The sequence below is a fragment of the Mesorhizobium sp. M7A.F.Ca.MR.176.00.0.0 genome, assembly GCF_004023165.1.
GTDB lineage: Bacteria > Pseudomonadota > Alphaproteobacteria > Rhizobiales > Rhizobiaceae > Mesorhizobium.
The window spans coordinates 1-15,459 of the sequence record NZ_RZTC01000029.1; the positions used below are offsets into that span (position 1 = coordinate 1).

Genomic DNA, 15,459 nt, shown 5'->3' on the forward strand with positions numbered 1-15,459 from the left:
GCGCCGTCCCAGCCGACGACGGCGCGGCGCGGCGTGCCGAGCGAGGAGGGTGCGACCAGTGCCTGGATCTCGACCAGCACCGGCCTTGTCCCCTCCATGCCGGCGAAAACCGCGGCCCCGGGCGATTTTGCATGGCGCTCGCCAAGGAAAAGCTCGGACGGATTGGCAACCTCGCGCAGGCCCTTGTCCGACATTTCGAAGACGCCGATCTCGTCGGTCGGGCCAAAACGGTTCTTCACCGTGCGCAGGATGCGGTAATGGTGGCCGCCTTCGCCTTCGAAGTAGAGCACGGCGTCGACCATATGCTCGACGACACGCGGCCCGGCGATCTGGCCTTCCTTGGTGACATGGCCGACCAGCACGATCGCAGCACCCGTGGATTTCGCATAACGGATCATCGCCTGGGCGGCGGCGCGCACCTGTGTGACGGTGCCCGGTGCCGAATCGGCAAGGTCGGTCCACAGCGTCTGGATAGAATCCAGGATGACGAGATCAGGCCGCTTGCCGTCGGCGATCGTCGCCAGGATGTCCTCGACATTGGTCTCGGCGGCAAGTTCCACCGGAGAAGAGGCGACGCCAAGCCGCTGCGCCCGCAGCCTGATCTGCGCGACCGCCTCTTCGCCCGAGACATAGACGATGCGGTGGCCTTTTGATGCTAGCGCCGCGGCCGCCTGGGTGAGCAGCGTCGACTTGCCGATACCAGGATCGCCGCCGACCAGCAGCGCCGAGCCGCGCACGAAACCACCGCCGGTGGCGCGATCGAGTTCGCCGATGCCCGAAATGATGCGCGGCGCGTCCTCGATATCGCCGGACAGCGTGGTCAGCACCACCGCGCGGCCCTTGCGGGCATTGCGCGTGTTGGCTGGTCCTGAGCCGATGCCGCCGGACGTACCTTCCTCGACCAGCGTGTTCCACTCGCCGCAGGCATCGCATTTGCCGGCCCAGCGCTGATGCACCGATCCGCAGCTCTGGCAGATGAATTGGACGCGCGACTTTGCCATCAGCGGGATGCTGCTTGAAAATGGTCTGGGCGAGGTTGGCTGGGGTAGGTCAAAAAGCTACTCGAACCTTTCCGGCAGATGATGCTCCTCGGCGAGGTCGGAGAAGCGGGTGAACTCGCCCTGGAAGGCAAGGCTGACGGTGCCGGTCGGTCCGTGGCGCTGCTTGGCGATGATCACTTCGGCCTTGCCCTGGACCTCGATCATCTTCGTCTCCCAGGCGAGATGCTCGGGCGTGCCTTTCTCCGGCTCCTTGTTCTTGATGTAATATTCCTCGCGGTACACGAACAGCACCACGTCGGCGTCCTGCTCGATCGAACCCGATTCGCGCAGGTCGGACAGCTGGGGATGTTTGTCGTCGCGGCTTTCGACCTGACGCGAGAGCTGTGAGAGGGCGATGATCGGCACGCCCAGCTCCTTGCCGAGCGCCTTCAGCCCGGTAGTGATCTCGGTGATTTCCTGGACGCGGTTCTGCGATGCCTTGGCGGACGAACCCTGCATCAGCTGGATATAGTCGATGACCATCAGGTCAAGCCCGCGCTGACGCTTGAGGCGGCGGGCGCGCCCCGCAAGCTGGGCAATGGAAATACCGCCCGTCTGGTCGATATAGAGCGGCCGTTTATGGTTCTCCTGCGTGTAGGCAACGAGCTTGCCGAAATCGGCCTCCGTCAGATCGCCGCGCCGGATTTTCGACGATGGGATCTCGGTCTGCTCGGAGATGATGCGGGTGGCCAGCTGCTCCGACGACATTTCGAGCGAGAAGAAACCGACGACGCCGCCATTGGCCGCCTTGACCGAACCGTCGGCCTGCTGGGCAGGCTCATAGGCGGCAGCGATGTTGTAGGCGATGTTGGTGGCCAGCGACGTCTTGCCCATGCCTGGGCGGCCGGCGATGATGATCAAATCCGACGGCTGCAGCCCGCCCATACGATGATCGAGATCGCGCAGGCCGGTGGCAATGCCGGACAGGTGGCCATCGCGCATATAGGCCGCGCTGGCCATGTCGACGGCATTCTTCAACGCATCGGAAAAGCTCTCGAAACCGCCATCGTAGCGGCCGTTTTCGGCCAGCTCGAACAGCCGCCGCTCGGCATCCTCGATCTGTTCACCGGGCGCCATGTCGACCGGCGCGTCATAGGCGATGTTGACCATGTCCTCGCCGACCGTGATCAACGCGCGGCGCGTCGCAAGGTCATAGATGGCGCGGCCATAGTCCGTGGCGTTGACGACGGTCACAGCCTCGACCGCCAGCCGCACGACATATTGCGCCATCGTCATGTCGCCGACCTTCTCGTCGGCGGGCAGGAAGGTTTTCAGCGTGATCGGCGTCGCGACCTTGCCCATACGGATGAACTCGGACGCCACCTCGAAGATCTTGCGGTGCAGCGGCTCGTAGAAATGGCTGGCCTTGAGGAAGTCCGAGACGCGATAGAAGGCGTCGTTGTTGACGAGGATGGCGCCGAGCAGCGCTTGCTCGGCCTCGATGTTGTTGGGCGCTTCACGATAAAGCGGTGTTTCCGCCACGCCGAATTTTCGCGCTGCTTCTGCCATGATATCCCCGATTTCGATCCCGGCCTTTCGATATCAGAACGTGACAAGTCCATGCTGACTTATCTGCACCAGTGCCTGTCCAATCAGCTTTGATACCCGCGATTCACAGCCGAGTTTTTTCGGTGGAAAGAATCACAATTGACTCGAATCGAAAGAACGACTGTAGCGCATCTATAGGGAGAACAAAACGAGAAAACAAGAATGGTGCCCTGTGCAGCCATCCCGCTCAAAGCTGACCGAGTCGCCCCTCGATGAACCGGCGTTCCGCCGGTTGCCGGGTCAACTCGATTGCCCGCCGGTAGGAGGTCCTTGCCGCTTCGGTCAAGCCAAGCCTGCGCTGCATGTCTGCTCGCGCCGCGTGCGCCAGATGGTAGCCGTCCAGCCCGCCTTGTGCCATGACCGCCTCGATTTCCGCCAGTCCGGCCTGCGGGCCGTCGCGCATGCCTATGGCCGCGGCGCGGTTGAGTGCCACGACCGGTGAGGGGTCGACGCGGCCGAGCACATCGTAAAGCGCGACGATCTGTACCCAGTCGGTCTCCGCCGTGCCTGCCGCCTCGGCGTGGACGGAAGCAATGGCCGCCTGCAGGATATACGGTCCGATGCGGCGCGAGGCGATCGCCCGACCGATCAGGCCGTCGGCCTCGGCGATCAGCGAACGGTCCCACAGCGTGCGGTCCTGATCCTCCAGCAGGACAAGGTCGCCGCTGGCATTGACCCGCGTCGCGCGCCGCGCCTCGTGCAGCAGCATCAGGGCAAGCAGCCCTTGCGCCTCCGGCTGGTCGAGCAGTTCGACCATCAGCCGGCCGAGCCGGATCGCCTCGGCGCACAGGTCGGCCCGCGTCAGGTTCGGCCCCTCGGTGGCCGCGTAACCCTCGTTGAAGATCAGGTAGATCACCTGCAGCGCACTCTCGAGACGCGCCGGCAGGTCGTCGCGGTCGGGCACCTCGTAGGGGATCGCCTCGTCCCGGATCTTCGCCTTGGCCCGCACGATGCGTTGCGCAATGGTCGGTGCAGGCGTCAGATAGGCGCGGGCGATCTCTTCGGTGGTCAAACCACCCACTTCGCGCAGGGTCAGGGCGATGCGTGCATCCGGCGCCAGCGCCGGATGGCAGCAGACGAAGATGAGCCGCAATTCATCGTCCTGGATGTCTTCCGGCATGGCCGGCTCCCGTGTCGGCTCGGCCAGCGCCGTGAGTTCGGGCAGAGCCCCGGCCAGCCGTGCTTCCCGGCGCCAGCGGTCGATGGTCCTGAAGCGGCCGGCCGAGACCAGCCAGGAATAGGGGTTGGCCGGCACACCCTGGCGCGGCCATTGCTCGGCGGCAGCAGTGAAGGCCTCATGCAAGGCCTCCTCCGCCGCGTCGAAACCGCCGAGCAGGCGGATCAAGGTCGCCAGCACGCGCCGCGCCTCGGTGCGGTAGGCCGCCTCCAGGGCATCGCGCGGGCTGGTGGTGCTCACAGGACCGGCGGCGGCTGGCTGAAGTCGACGACCGGGCGAACTTCGACAAAGCCGATCGTTGCCAGTGGATGGCCGCTCGCCACTCGCACCGCCTCGTTGAGATCGCGGGCCTCGATGACGATGATGCCGCCCAGGATCTCCTTGGTCTCCATGAACGGGCCGTCGACGGTCGACATCTTGCCGTCGCGGACCTGCACGGTCATTGCCTCCTCGGGCAGCACCAGGGCCTCGGCGGTTACGAAGTGGCCGCTGGCTTTGAGCACCTCGTCATATCCGGAGCACTCGGCCAGCACGGCACTGGCCTCCGGGCTGCCGCCGAACAATGTTTTGGGGTGGTAATAGATGAGACAGGCGTAACGCATGGTGGGTTTCCTTTTCCAGGATTGTCGAAAACTAGGGTTCTTGGGATCAGGCGTCGAGGATCGGCGCAAAGCCGCCATGGACCCGGCGCTGGTTGTCGTAGGGCATGGTGTCGGCATACATGCGCGGATCGGCAATCACCTTTTTCCAGGCGTCATCGCGCACCTGCTTCGACGGCCATTCGACCCAGGCATAGACGACGACCTCGTCGCCCGTCGCTTTCACGGCGCCACGGTAGTCGGTGACCTCGCCGTCGGGAACATCGTCGCCCCACGCTTCGACAACGCGGGTTGCGCCGTGTTCCTTGATCACCGCGGCCTGCTTCGTCGCTACGGCAAGGTAGGCCTGCTTGTTGGCGGCCGGCACCGGCACCAGCGAGCCATCGATATAGCCCGTCTTGCCGGTCGTGTTCAGGTCGATGAAGGGCGTGAAGCCACCGATGATCATGCGCTTGCCGTCAAAGGGCATGGAAGCGCCGATCTCCGCCATGCGCGGGTCGCTCATCATCGTCTGATAGGCCGCGTCCGCCGCCGCCTTGTCCGCGTATTCGTGCCATGAAAAGGTGATGACTTCATCCGGCTTTGCCTTCACGGCTCCCTTGAAGTCGGTGATCTTGCCGCCGGGCACGTCGTCGCCCCATCCTTCGACCATGCGGGTGGTGCCGAACTCCTTCAGCACCGATGCCACCTCGGCGACATGCCTGCGGTAAGCTTCCTTGTTGGCGGCGGGCACCGCGGCGACAAATCCTGCGATATAGCTCATTGCGTTTCTCCTGTTGGCTGATGCCGTTTGACACTCTTGGCGTCTCGAAAGGTCCGAGAACGCCAATGGTCGAACGGCACGGCCTGGATTCGACATCGCTTCGAAATTTTTCTTCGAGGCGGTCGCAAACGCTGCTGCTGTCTATTCGGAAGCCAGCCTGTCGCCCCAGTCCAGCCGCCGGGCCAGCTTGAAGTCGGCGCCGTCGCGCTTGGTGAACAAGCGCTCGGCGGCGGTGCCGTCGTCCCGGCAAAGTTTGAGCAGAACCTTGCCGGAACCGGATTTCGGCGGCGCAAGAACCCGCGCCTGGTGCGATGTGAGTCCGTCGCGAGAAGCCGCGACATAGATGAATTTCTCATCTTCCCACGGCACGTCGGCGTCCTTGGCCAGCCGGTGCAGGCGCGAGCGGGCGACGCGGCGGGAAAAGTGGCACCAGTCGGGCGCGGTGAGCGGGCAGGGCGCCTGATGCGGGCAAGGCGCAAGCACATGCGCGCCCGCCTCGATCAACTGCCGGCGCACGGCAAGGATGCGCTGCCAGCCGGCGGGGGTGCCCGGCTCGACCACAAGCAGCGTGTCGGCGGTGAGTTGCCAGAGGCGGTCGATGAGCTTCGGCAGTGATGCGGGAGCGATTTCGTCGAGCACATAGGCGCACGTGACCAGATCGGCCGGCTCGATGTCGGCAAGGTCGATGGTGGCATCACCGGCCAGCCATCTGGTCTGGGCGGCAATTGTGTCGCCGGCAAGCGTCTCGCCGACCTTGCGCACCGCGGCACTGGCTTCGAACAACACTGCCTGTTCGAGATCGGGCCACTGGTCGGTCGTGGCCCAAAGCACCGTGCCAGGGCCGGCGCCGACATCGAGCAGGCTCCTGGGTTGAAAGCCGGGCTTTGCGTCGCTCAGCGCGTCGAGGCTGGCGCGGATCGCGGCATAGGTCGCCGGCAGCCGCGTCGCCAGATAGGCTTTCACCGCCAGGTCCTCGGCCATGTGCAAACGGCCGTCACGCAACTCGGCACGATAACGGTCGGACAGCGTTTTTGCCGCTTGCTTGAGTACCGCAAGAGGAACGTTTTCGAGCAGGCGCTCGACACCTTGGCGAAGGGATGCCGGCAACTCCATCTCACGCGCCCCGCGGGACGAGAAGGATCACCGAAGCGCCGGCAATGCAGAGCGCGGCACCGGCAAGATCCCAGCGGTCGGGGCGAACGCCCTCCACCAGCCACAGCCAGCCAAGCGACGCCGCGATGTAGATGCCGCCATAGGCGGCGTAGGCGCGGCCGGCGGCTGACATGGCCACCAGCGCCAGCAGGAAGCCGAACAGGGCAAGCGAGGCGAGGCCGGGAAGAAGCCACAGCGGCGACTTATCCAGCCGCCACCAGGCCCAGAACGAAAAGCAGCCGGCGATCTCGGCCAGAGCGGCGGCGGCATAGAGGACGTAGGTCATGAAAAAAAGGTCCCGCGACAGTCACGGGGCCTTTTTCAGTGCAGGCGCCGGCAATGGCAAGCGGCAATGCTATTCCTGGTCGGCAACCTTGCGGCGGCGAGCCGGCTTGGCGGCCGGGCTCTTTTTGACGGGAGCCGTTTCACGATGCCCCATATCGCGCATCTCAAGCGCTTTTTCGCATTTAGCCATGTAGTCGCGTGTCATCGGCAGCGTGTCGTTCTTCTTGGCGATCTGGATCTGGAAGATCACCAGGTCCTGCCAGCGGAAGGCGGCTTCCGAGGCCGCCAGGTAGAATTCCCACATGCGGCAGAAACGCTCGTCATAGATCGCCTTGGCCTTGTCGCGATTGGCGGCGAAGCGCACGCCCCAGTGCTTCAGCGTATCGGCATAGTGGAGCCGCAGGATCTCGACGTCGGTGACGACCAGGCCCGACTTTTCGACCGCCGGCATGACTTCCGAGAGCGAAGGGATATAGCCGCCCGGGAAGATGTATTTGCGGATGAAGGCGCTGGTCGCCCACGGCACGCCGGAGCGGCCGATCGTGTGCAACAGCATCACGCCATCGGGCTTGAGCAGCGTCGCGCTCTTGTCGAAGAACGTACGGTAGTGGTTGACGCCGACATGCTCGAACATACCGACCGAGACGATGCGGTCGAAACGCTCGTTGAGTTCGCGGTAGTCCTTCAGCTCGAAATGCACGCGGCTTTCCAGCCCTTGCGCGTGCGCCCGGTCGGTGGCTACGCCATGCTGCTCGGTCGACAGAGTCACGCCCTGCACGTCGACGTCGAACGCCTTGGCGAGGTAGAGGCCAAGCCCGCCCCAGCCGGAGCCGATGTCGAGCACCGTCTGGCCGGCCTTCAGCCGGAGCTTGGCGGCGATGTGGCGTTTCTTGGCGGCCTGCGCTTCGTCGAGCGTCATGTCCGGCTGCTCGAAATAGGCGCAGGAATATTGCATGTCCTCGCCGAGGAAGAGCCGGTAAAGGTCGCCCGACAAATCGTAGTGTCGCTGCACGTTGCGCCGCGAGCGCGAGGCGGTGTTGATCTGCTGCAGCCGGCGGAAGGCGTGGCGCAAGCCTTCGATTGCCTTCGACCAGGTGGCGTCGATGCCGCCGCTGCCCATGTTCTGGAAGGCGATGCGCATCACGCCCAGCACGCCGCCTTCGAGAATGTCGAGTTCGCCGTCCATGTAGGCTTCAGGCACCGCCAACATCGGATCGAAGGTGATGGCGCGCTCGGCATGCGCGGTCTTGATGTGCATGTGCACCGGTTCGCCGCTGCCGTCGCCGAAAACCACAGCCGAGCCCTTGGGACCGGTCACCTTGAGATTGCCGGTACGCACCAGGCGGTCGAGAACGCGCTTCAACAGAATATTCATGACCAAATGTCCCCTCTCGGCCAGACAGGCTGCCTTGGCGCGTGACCGCGAAAATCAGTGTCGATTTCGCCGAAGATCTTGCGCCGAACCAAAGTTGCACAGCGTGCTTTGCGCGGCCAAAGGACGCGCGACGCCATAGTCTGCAACAATATATAGGGGTTCGAAAAGTTCCATTTGGCACAAAAATGCCCGGGCGAGAGGCCCGGGCATTGGTCCAGCATGGCTGGATGACGGCAAAGTGATCGAAGCACGCTTCAATCGAGATCGGAGCGCAGCTTCAACCTCTTTGCGATGTATGATCAGGCGTTGTCTTCGCCGCCTTCAAACTCGGTGTTCGGATCGAAGAAGTTCTCCGGCCGGGCGTTGTCGTTGATGTCGTCGCCATAGATCGCTTCGGCGGTGGTCAGAGTCTCGCCCTTGGCCTGGCGCTCGGCTTCGTCGGCCGTGCGGGCGATGTTGAGCGTGACGGTGACCTCGACTTCCGGATGCAGCGCGATCGCCACATTGGTGACACCGATGGTCTTGATCGGCTGGTTGAGCAGGATCTGGTTGCGGTTGATCGAGAAACCTTCCGCCGTCAGCAGATCGGCGATGTCGCGGGTCGAAACGGAACCGTAAAGCTGTCCGGTTTCGCCGGCGGAGCGAACGGCGATGAAGCTCTTGCCGTCGAGCTTTTCGGCGACCTGGGCTGCTTCCGACTTGCGCTCAAGGTTACGGGCTTCGAGTTGGGCGCGCTGGCCTTCGAACTTCTTCTTGTTGGCTTCGTTGGCGCGCAGCGCCTTACCCTGCGGCAGCAGGAAGTTACGGGCGAAGCCGTCCTTGACCTTGACGGTATCGCCCATCTGGCCGAGACGGGAAACGCGTTCGAGAAGAATGACGTCCATGGTTTTGTTCCTTCGGTTGGGCGCCAATCGATCGATGAGATCGACGCCGAATGTCTTGGGAACAGGTCAGGAAGCTTGAGCGCCTTTGGCGCTGGTGTCGCTGTCCTGCCTGTTGCGGCAGTTAGAGGTTTTGACCTCAACCCGGGATTTGATGTTCGGCCCTGCGGCGCCCGTCGCCGTGGGAGAAGAGCGGGCGGCGAACCGCCCGCATTTGAGATATTAGCGAACCACGTAGGGCAGCAGGCCGAGGAAGCGGGCGCGCTTGATCGCCTTGGCGAGTTCGCGCTGCTTCTTCTGGCTGACGGCGGTGATGCGCGACGGCACGATCTTGCCGCGCTCAGAAATGTAGCGCTGCAGCAGACGCACGTCCTTGTAGTCGATCTTGGGCGCGTTGGCGCCGGAGAACGGGCAGGTCTTGCGGCGGCGATGGAACGGGCGCCGGGTCGGGATCTGGTTGATGTCGACCATTATTCTGCACCCCCTTCAAAGCCTTCGCGCGGACGGCGCGGACCACGATCGGCACCGGCGTCGCCGAACGAGCGCGGCGGACGATCGCCACGGTCGCCGCGATCACGATCGCCGAACGAACGCGGACCACGATCGCCACGGTCACGGTCGCCGAAGCCGCCGCGTTCCGAGCGCTCTTCGCGCTTCTGCATCATGGCCGACGGGCCTTCCTCATGCGCCTCGACCTTGATGGTCAGGAAACGCAGCACGTCCTCGGACAGGCCCATCTGGCGCTCCATCTCGTTGAGCGCGGCCGCCGGGCAATTCAGGTCCATCAGCGTGTAGTAAGCCTTCCGGTTCTTGTTGACCCGGTAGGTGAGGGACTTCAGTCCCCAGTTCTCGACCCGGCCGACGGACCCGCCATTAGCGGAGATGACACCCTTGTACTGTTCGACAAGCGCATCGACCTGCTGCTGCGAGAGGTCCTGCCGGGCAAGAAACACATGTTCGTAAAGAGCCATTATGTCCTATGCCTTTCTTCGTTTCTCTCCCGGTTCCCGGCGGCAAAAGCCTCTGCAACTTCTCTGACCCGCAAACCCTCGAAGGGGCAGGGGGAAGAAAGGAGCATGACGAGACGGTCGAGAGCGGAGACACGGGAGGCGGAAGCACTTCCGGCTTCACACGAAGGTTCTGAAAAACCTCCGGCCCTCCGTTCAGCCCCCAGCAAGGACCGGCAGATTGCGGGCGTCTATACAGCAATCCGGCCGCAAAGCAAGCGCAAGCGGCATTCCCGTGTGTCTTAGCCGATGATCGGGGAGCAGCAACGGTCGGAGTTGTGGTTTCCGGCAACCACGTCTTAACCACACCAGCAGGTTGTGTGGAGTTGAAGCCTGGCCATCAACGGTCGATTCATCATCGCCGTGGAAGACGCCCGGCATCAGCAAGATCGTGCTGTTGCTCACCGACGGCGAGAACGTCGTCTATGGCGCCAGCCAACAGCCGACGAAATCTGACTACACATCATATGGTTATCTGGCCGGCGGCCGTTTCGGATCGGATAACCAGACGACGGCGGCACGCAATGTCGACGGCTGGACCAAAAACGTCTGCACGCAATTGAAGAACGAGGGCGTGCAAATCTACACCATGGTGCTGCAATCCGACACCGCAGCCAACCGCGCGCTTTACAGCGCCTGCGCTTCTGATCCGAGCGGCTATTATGCAGTCAACGATCCGACCAAATTGCCGGACGTTTTCCAGCAGATCGCCAACAAGTTCTCGAAGCTGCAATTGACGAACTGAACGCGCGATCCGGGACGGACTGGCCGGCTCCTGAGGGATCGTTGGGCTCAACTCGTATGGGCGACAACCTTGTCCTTGTCGACCGTTTCGGGGAAGAAGTCGGGCGCCGCGTGGCGTTTGCCGAACATCATATCATACTGAAGCAGGCGGAAATCGCGGATCGCCGGATCGATCTCCTTCTGCCGCGCCCAATCGGGCGTGGCTTCGCCAGCCGGCGTCAGCAGAAGATTGCGGTCGACGACACGGTAGCGTTCGCTCATCTCGCCCAGGAAGCCGGTGTAGTATGGATGGCTGATCCCGGCCGTTTTCAGGATATGATAGGGCAGGAAGGCTGGGCTGACGGCACCCATCTGCTCAGCCGGCCCGGTGCGGTTCGACCAGATGACCAGCGGCGTCTCGTGATGCTCGAGAGCAGCCTCGGGCGACGCTTCCTTGCGCGGCGCGACATTGTCCTTGAGGAAGCCGGTTTCGACATAGACCGGCCCCAGCGGCGGCAGATGGTCGCCGAAGAAGGCGATTACGGTGGGGCGGGAGCGTTTCTTGGCCCATTCGACGAGGCGTTCGAGCCCGCGATCGGCATCGGCTGAGCCCTCGGCGTAGCTGAGTAGCGATTCGCGCGCCCACTGGCTGATCGGCGCCTGCACCCTATGCGTGGGATTGTAATAGCGGTTCGGCTCGTAGGGACCGTGGTTTTGCAGGCTGACCGCAAAGAAGAACACCGGCTCGTCGCTGGCGTCGGCCTCGCTGATGATCTCGTCGGTCATCGCCGCATCCGATGCCAGTGGCCCGCGCTTTTGCATTGGCGGCAGCGTCTCTTCCGACTTGAAATCGTTGAAGCCGAAATCGGCATAGACCGCGCCACGGTTCCAGAACCAGTTGGTGCCGGGATGGATGGCGCGCGCCCGGTAACCCTGGCTCTTCAGGAAGGTCGCGAGCGAAGGCGTCGGCGTGCGCACATATTGCTGATAGGGGATGCTGCCTGCCGGCAGGAACGCGTTGGAGAAGCCGGTCAGCGCCTCGAACTCGATATTGGCGGTCATGCCGCCGAACTCCGGCGAGAACATCGAGCCCGAGCGCAGCGCCCGCACATTGGGGATTGGATCTGGCGTGATGGTGACGCCAGGCAACTTGGTCGGATCCCAGAAGGATTCGCTCATGACGATGATGATGTCCGGCTTCTCGGCCGGCACCGAGGCGGTCACATCAGGCCTAGCTATCGCTGCGATCGCCTTGTCGGAATAGCCCGGCGGCGCCGAGACATGCGCCATCGGCACGTTGAGGGCAAAGGCCAGCGCAAAGCCGTTGGAGGCATAGTTTTCCTTCTGGTCCCACATGATCGGGATGATCTGCAGCCGATCCCTGGTCCAGGAGAAGGTGGCGTAGTCCATGATCGAAACGAAGAAGGCGAGTAGCGGCACTGCCAGCGTCAGCCGCGCAAGGCGCCCCTTGCGGCCGAGTGCGGGAACCTTGCGGCGCCATAGCCGCCAGCCGTAGACGAGCAGCGACAGGCCGGCGACGATGCCGACGACCATGGCAAGCGCGGTCATCGGCCGTTCGCGTACCAAAAGCGGCAGCAGCGCGAAGATCTGGCGGGCATAGAGGAAATCGGTCGGATAGAGCGGATCGCCGAGATAGTGCGACTTCTGGTGACCGACGAAAGCAAGCGACAAGGTCAGCGGCGCGACGATCATCAGGCTCTGGTGGCTGCGGCCGAGCACCGCATCGAAGCCGATCAGGAGCAGCGCAAACACGACGATGGTGGTCCAGCCCGGCTTGAACGGCTGCAGGAAGAAGGAGATGGTTCCGGCAAAGTCGCCGCGCACGATCAGTTCGATGGCAAACACCAGGATAGCGGCGATCGCCAGGCTGATCAGCCCATAGCGCACGACCGGCCATCTCCTGCCCGGCAGATAGCCGGTGGAGGGGTCGTCTTCCAGGAACTGTGGCGCGGCCTTGCCGGTGCGTTTGTAACTCTTTGCCACTTTAACTTCCCCACCCAGCGACAAGCACGTCACTCGATTGTCATGGAATTGTCACGCAAAGCTAGCGCCTGTAACGGAAATAAGAAGAGCCAGCAAACGAATCGTGAGCGGTTTTCATCAGGAGTGATCGCCAAAAACCCTTTCGCAACAGGCACTCGGCGGACGAGGCTGCCCTCGGGCAGGGTCGAACCGGGCTTGACTTGGCGCCCCGCCATGCGTCACAGGCAAGAAAAACCCGTCTTCAGGCAAGCAAAACCAGCCCTTGGGAGCCCTCGCATGGCCGTTGCATTCACCTTTCCCGGACAAGGCAGCCAGGCGGTCGGCATGGGCAAGGATCTCGCCGACGCCTTCCCCGAAGCGCGCAGGGTCTTCCAGGAAGTCGACGATGCGCTCGGCGAAAACCTGTCGAAGCTGATCTGGGAAGGGCCGGAAGAGACGTTGACGCTGACCGCCAACGCGCAGCCGGCGCTGATGGCGGTGTCGCTGGCCGCGATCCGGGCGCTGGAATCGCGCGGCTTCTCGCTGAAAGGCAAGATCGCCTATGTCGCCGGTCATTCGCTGGGCGAATATTCGGCGTTGGCCGCTGCCGGTTTCGTTTCGGTTGCCGATGCCGCCCGGTTGCTGCGCATACGCGGCAATGCCATGCAGGCGGCGGTGCCGGCCGGCGAGGGCGCCATGGCGGCGATCATCGGATTGGAACAGGTCGATGTCGAAGCCGCTTGCGCGGAAGCCGCCAAAGGCTCTGTCTGCCAGATCGCCAACGACAATGGCGGTGGCCAACTGGTCATCTCCGGCGCCAAGGCCGCGGTCGAACTGGCCGCGAAACTGTGCACCGAGAAAGGCGCCAAACGCGCGCTGATGCTGCAGGTGTCCGCGCCCTTCCATTCCGCGCTGATGGCGCCGGCCGCGAACGTCATGCGCGAAGCCCTGGCCGGCGTGGCAAAGAACGCGCCGGTGGTTCCCGTCCTCTCCAATGTCACGGTCAGCCCGACCAGCGATCCGGACGAGATCGCCCGCCGCCTGGTCGAACAGATAACCGGCCGCGTGCGTTGGCGCGAGACGGTGGAATGGTTCGGCGCAAACGGCGTCACCACACTTTACGAGATCGGCGCCGGCAAGGTGCTTTCAGGATTGGCGCGGCGCATCAACCGCGATGTCGCCACCGCGTCGGTCGGCACCTCGGCTGACGTCGAGGCGGCCATGGCGGCGCTTGCATAAAGCGTCATTTGATCCCATCCCTGTAAAGGGTGTTCTCTTCTCAATCAGGAGACAAAAATGTTCGAATTGACTGGCCGCAAGGCGCTCGTCACCGGCGCATCCGGGGGCATCGGCGAGGCTATCGCCAGGATGCTGCATGCGCAGGGCGCGATCGTCGGCCTGCATGGCACCCGCGTCGAGAAACTGGAAGCGCTGGCTAGCGAGCTTGGCGACCGGGTCAAGCTGTTCCCGGCCAATTTGTCCAACCGTGAGGAGGTCAAGGCGCTCGGCCAGAAAGCCGAAGCCGATCTCGAAGGCGTCGACATCCTGGTCAACAACGCCGGCATCGCCAAGGACGGCCTGTTCGTGCGCATGTCGGATGCCGACTGGGACAGCGTGCTCGAGGTCAACCTGACCGCCGTGTTCAGGCTGACCCGCGAACTCACCCACCCGATGATGCGCCGCCGCCATGGCCGCATCATCAACATCACCTCGGTGGTCGGCATCACCGGCAATCCCGGCCAGACCAATTACTGCGCCTCAAAGGCCGGCATGATCGGCTTCTCCAAATCGCTGGCACAGGAGATCGCCACCCGCAACATCACCGTCAACTGCGTCGCCCCGGGCTTCATCGAATCGGCGATGACCGACAAGCTCAACGACAAGCAGAAAGAGGCGATCATGGCGGCGATCCCGACGCGGCGCATGGGCACCAGCGTTGAAGTCGCGTCCGCCGTCGCTTATCTCGCCTCCAACGAAGCCGCCTACGTCACTGGCCAGACCATCCACGTAAATGGCGGCATGGCTATGATTTGACGAGGTTCGGCAGCAACGCCGGCGGGTTGTGAAAAGAGACCATTTCGGCTTGGACCTCAGCTATTTTTCGTGTAATGCGGCCCGCAACCCGGCGGTTCGGGCAAAAACCGGTCCGTAGTCGTTGCGTTTCCGGCAGGACCATCTTTCAGCTTGATTAGCGGCATTCTGCCCGCTAACGAAGACAGACAAACAAAAGACGAGGATGCCCAAATGAGTGACACCGCAGAGCGCGTCAAGAAGATCGTCATCGAGCACCTTGGCGTCGATGCCGACAAAGTGACGGAGCAGGCGAGCTTCATCGATGATCTGGGCGCCGACAGCCTCGACACGGTCGAACTCGTCATGGCGTTCGAAGAAGAATTCGGCGTCGAGATTCCCGACGATGCGGCTGAGACCATCCTGACCGTTGGCGATGCCGTGAAGTACATCGACAAGGCTTCGGCCTGACGCTTTCCGCAGTCATCACCGGGGAGGACCTGCGATGAGGCGTGTCGTCGTCACGGGCCTTGGGTTGCTGTCGCCGTTCGGCATGGGCTTCGAGCACAGCTGGAAGGAACTTCTGACCGGCCGCAGCGCTGCCAAGCGCATCACTGAGTTCGAGGTGGAGGATCTTGCCTGCAAGATCGCCCACGTCATTCCGCGTGGTGACGGCAGCAATGCCACCTTCAATCCCGAGGCCGTGCTCGAGCCCAAGGAACTGCGCAAGATCGGCGACTTCATCCTTTACGGGATTGCCGCCGCCGACGAGGCGCTGAAGGATTCCGGCTGGGAACCCAAGACGCATGAAGAGCGGTGTGCCACCGGCGTCCTGATCGGCTCCGGCATCGGCGGCATCGAGGGCATCGCCGAGAACGCGATGATCCTCAAGGAGCGCGGCCCGCGCCGCATCAGC

Annotated in this window: 17 protein-coding genes; 5 read left to right on the plus strand and 12 right to left on the minus strand. The window is 63.3% G+C overall.

Going from position 1 to position 15,459, the window contains the following annotated elements:
• From radA to rpsF, 11 genes are all read right to left on the minus strand, one after another.
• Positions 1 to 1,001 (minus strand): DNA repair protein RadA (radA, locus tag EOB59_RS12260; RefSeq protein WP_127244654.1); only part of this gene is annotated, 1,001 nt, incomplete at its 3' end.
• 57 nt (positions 1,002 to 1,058) lie between these two features.
• On the minus strand, positions 1,059 to 2,549 hold the full coding sequence (locus EOB59_RS12265; RefSeq protein WP_128288445.1) for a replicative DNA helicase: 1,491 nt from the start codon (positions 2,547 to 2,549) through the stop codon (positions 1,059 to 1,061).
• 226 nt (positions 2,550 to 2,775) lie between these two features.
• On the minus strand, positions 2,776 to 4,005 hold the full coding sequence (locus EOB59_RS12270; RefSeq protein WP_128288446.1) for an RNA polymerase sigma factor: 1,230 nt from the start codon (positions 4,003 to 4,005) through the stop codon (positions 2,776 to 2,778).
• Positions 4,002 to 4,367, minus strand: a complete 366-nt coding sequence (locus tag EOB59_RS12275; RefSeq protein WP_128288447.1) for a YciI family protein — start codon at positions 4,365 to 4,367, stop codon at positions 4,002 to 4,004. Before EOB59_RS12275 ends, EOB59_RS12270 begins: the two co-directional genes overlap by 4 nt.
• Positions 4,368 to 4,413: 46 nt before the next feature.
• A complete protein-coding gene (locus EOB59_RS12280; RefSeq protein WP_127267849.1) occupies positions 4,414 to 5,127 on the minus strand; it encodes a DUF1428 domain-containing protein in 714 nt (237 codons plus the stop codon).
• A 141-nt stretch (positions 5,128 to 5,268) separates the two neighbouring features.
• Positions 5,269 to 6,240 (minus strand): small ribosomal subunit Rsm22 family protein, encoded by a 972-nt coding sequence (locus EOB59_RS12285; protein ID WP_127272491.1) that lies wholly within the window; start codon positions 6,238 to 6,240, stop codon positions 5,269 to 5,271.
• A 1-nt stretch (position 6,241) separates the two neighbouring features.
• A complete protein-coding gene (locus EOB59_RS12290; protein WP_128288448.1) occupies positions 6,242 to 6,565 on the minus strand; it encodes a YnfA family protein in 324 nt (107 codons plus the stop codon).
• Positions 6,566 to 6,634: 69 nt separating this feature from the next.
• Positions 6,635 to 7,939 (minus strand): cyclopropane-fatty-acyl-phospholipid synthase family protein, encoded by a 1,305-nt coding sequence (locus EOB59_RS12295; RefSeq protein ID WP_128288449.1) that lies wholly within the window; start codon positions 7,937 to 7,939, stop codon positions 6,635 to 6,637.
• 299 nt (positions 7,940 to 8,238) lie between these two features.
• Entirely contained in the window at positions 8,239 to 8,823 is a 585-nt protein-coding gene (rplI, locus tag EOB59_RS12300; protein WP_023813757.1) for a 50S ribosomal protein L9, read from the minus strand.
• Positions 8,824 to 9,042: 219 nt separating this feature from the next.
• The gene (gene rpsR / locus EOB59_RS12305; RefSeq protein ID WP_006203718.1) at positions 9,043 to 9,291 is read right to left on the minus strand and encodes a 30S ribosomal protein S18; all 249 of its coding nucleotides are present in this window, start codon (positions 9,289 to 9,291) and stop codon (positions 9,043 to 9,045) included.
• Complete coding sequence (rpsF, locus tag EOB59_RS12310) at positions 9,291 to 9,791, minus strand: 30S ribosomal protein S6 (protein WP_013532520.1); 501 nt, start codon at positions 9,789 to 9,791, stop codon at positions 9,291 to 9,293. Before rpsF ends, rpsR begins: the two co-directional genes overlap by 1 nt.
• 427 nt (positions 9,792 to 10,218) lie before the next feature.
• On the opposite strand from rpsF, the gene EOB59_RS12315 reads away from it, so the two are divergent.
• Positions 10,219 to 10,572, plus strand: a complete 354-nt coding sequence (locus EOB59_RS12315) for a hypothetical protein (RefSeq protein WP_245481752.1) — start codon at positions 10,219 to 10,221, stop codon at positions 10,570 to 10,572.
• Positions 10,573 to 10,619: 47 nt separating this feature from the next.
• On the opposite strand, the gene EOB59_RS12320 is transcribed toward EOB59_RS12315, so the two are convergent.
• On the minus strand, positions 10,620 to 12,554 hold the full coding sequence (locus tag EOB59_RS12320; RefSeq protein WP_164895636.1) for an LTA synthase family protein: 1,935 nt from the start codon (positions 12,552 to 12,554) through the stop codon (positions 10,620 to 10,622).
• 276 nt (positions 12,555 to 12,830) lie between these two features.
• Here EOB59_RS12320 and fabD point away from each other — a divergent pair, with 276 nt between their 5' ends.
• The 4 genes from fabD to EOB59_RS36200 form a co-directional block, all read left to right on the plus strand.
• Positions 12,831 to 13,772: an ACP S-malonyltransferase gene (gene fabD, locus EOB59_RS12325; RefSeq protein ID WP_127810852.1), complete on the plus strand. Its 942-nt coding sequence runs from the start codon at positions 12,831 to 12,833 to the stop codon at positions 13,770 to 13,772.
• Positions 13,773 to 13,829: 57 nt separating this feature from the next.
• Positions 13,830 to 14,567, plus strand: a complete 738-nt coding sequence (gene fabG, locus EOB59_RS12330; RefSeq protein WP_128288451.1) for a 3-oxoacyl-[acyl-carrier-protein] reductase — start codon at positions 13,830 to 13,832, stop codon at positions 14,565 to 14,567.
• A gap of 210 nt (positions 14,568 to 14,777) precedes the next feature.
• Complete coding sequence (locus EOB59_RS12335; RefSeq protein WP_006203723.1) at positions 14,778 to 15,014, plus strand: acyl carrier protein; 237 nt, start codon at positions 14,778 to 14,780, stop codon at positions 15,012 to 15,014.
• A 34-nt stretch (positions 15,015 to 15,048) separates the two neighbouring features.
• On the plus strand, positions 15,049 to 15,459 hold a 411-nt coding region (locus tag EOB59_RS36200), incomplete at its 3' end, for a beta-ketoacyl synthase N-terminal-like domain-containing protein (RefSeq protein WP_281061721.1).

Bases quoted from the DNA above. Each gene is read 5' to 3' on its own strand.
- rplI (WP_023813757.1), bottom strand. From the start codon at position 8,823: ATGGACGTCATTCTTCTCGAACGCGTTTCCCGTCTCGGCCAGATGGGC.
- fabG (WP_128288451.1), top strand. From the start codon at position 13,830: ATGTTCGAATTGACTGGCCGCAAGGCGCTCGTCACCGGCGCATCCGGG.
- EOB59_RS12280 (WP_127267849.1), bottom strand. From the start codon at position 5,127: ATGAGCTATATCGCAGGATTTGTCGCCGCGGTGCCCGCCGCCAACAAG.
- EOB59_RS12335 (WP_006203723.1), top strand. From the start codon at position 14,778: ATGAGTGACACCGCAGAGCGCGTCAAGAAGATCGTCATCGAGCACCTT.
- EOB59_RS12285 (WP_127272491.1), bottom strand. From the start codon at position 6,240: ATGGAGTTGCCGGCATCCCTTCGCCAAGGTGTCGAGCGCCTGCTCGAA.
- fabD (WP_127810852.1), top strand. From the start codon at position 12,831: ATGGCCGTTGCATTCACCTTTCCCGGACAAGGCAGCCAGGCGGTCGGC.
- EOB59_RS12295 (WP_128288449.1), bottom strand. From the start codon at position 7,939: ATGAATATTCTGTTGAAGCGCGTTCTCGACCGCCTGGTGCGTACCGGC.
- EOB59_RS12290 (WP_128288448.1), bottom strand. From the start codon at position 6,565: ATGACCTACGTCCTCTATGCCGCCGCCGCTCTGGCCGAGATCGCCGGC.
- EOB59_RS12265 (WP_128288445.1), bottom strand. From the start codon at position 2,549: ATGGCAGAAGCAGCGCGAAAATTCGGCGTGGCGGAAACACCGCTTTAT.
- EOB59_RS12275 (WP_128288447.1), bottom strand. From the start codon at position 4,367: ATGCGTTACGCCTGTCTCATCTATTACCACCCCAAAACATTGTTCGGC.
- rpsR (WP_006203718.1), bottom strand. From the start codon at position 9,291: ATGGTCGACATCAACCAGATCCCGACCCGGCGCCCGTTCCATCGCCGC.
- rpsF (WP_013532520.1), bottom strand. From the start codon at position 9,791: ATGGCTCTTTACGAACATGTGTTTCTTGCCCGGCAGGACCTCTCGCAG.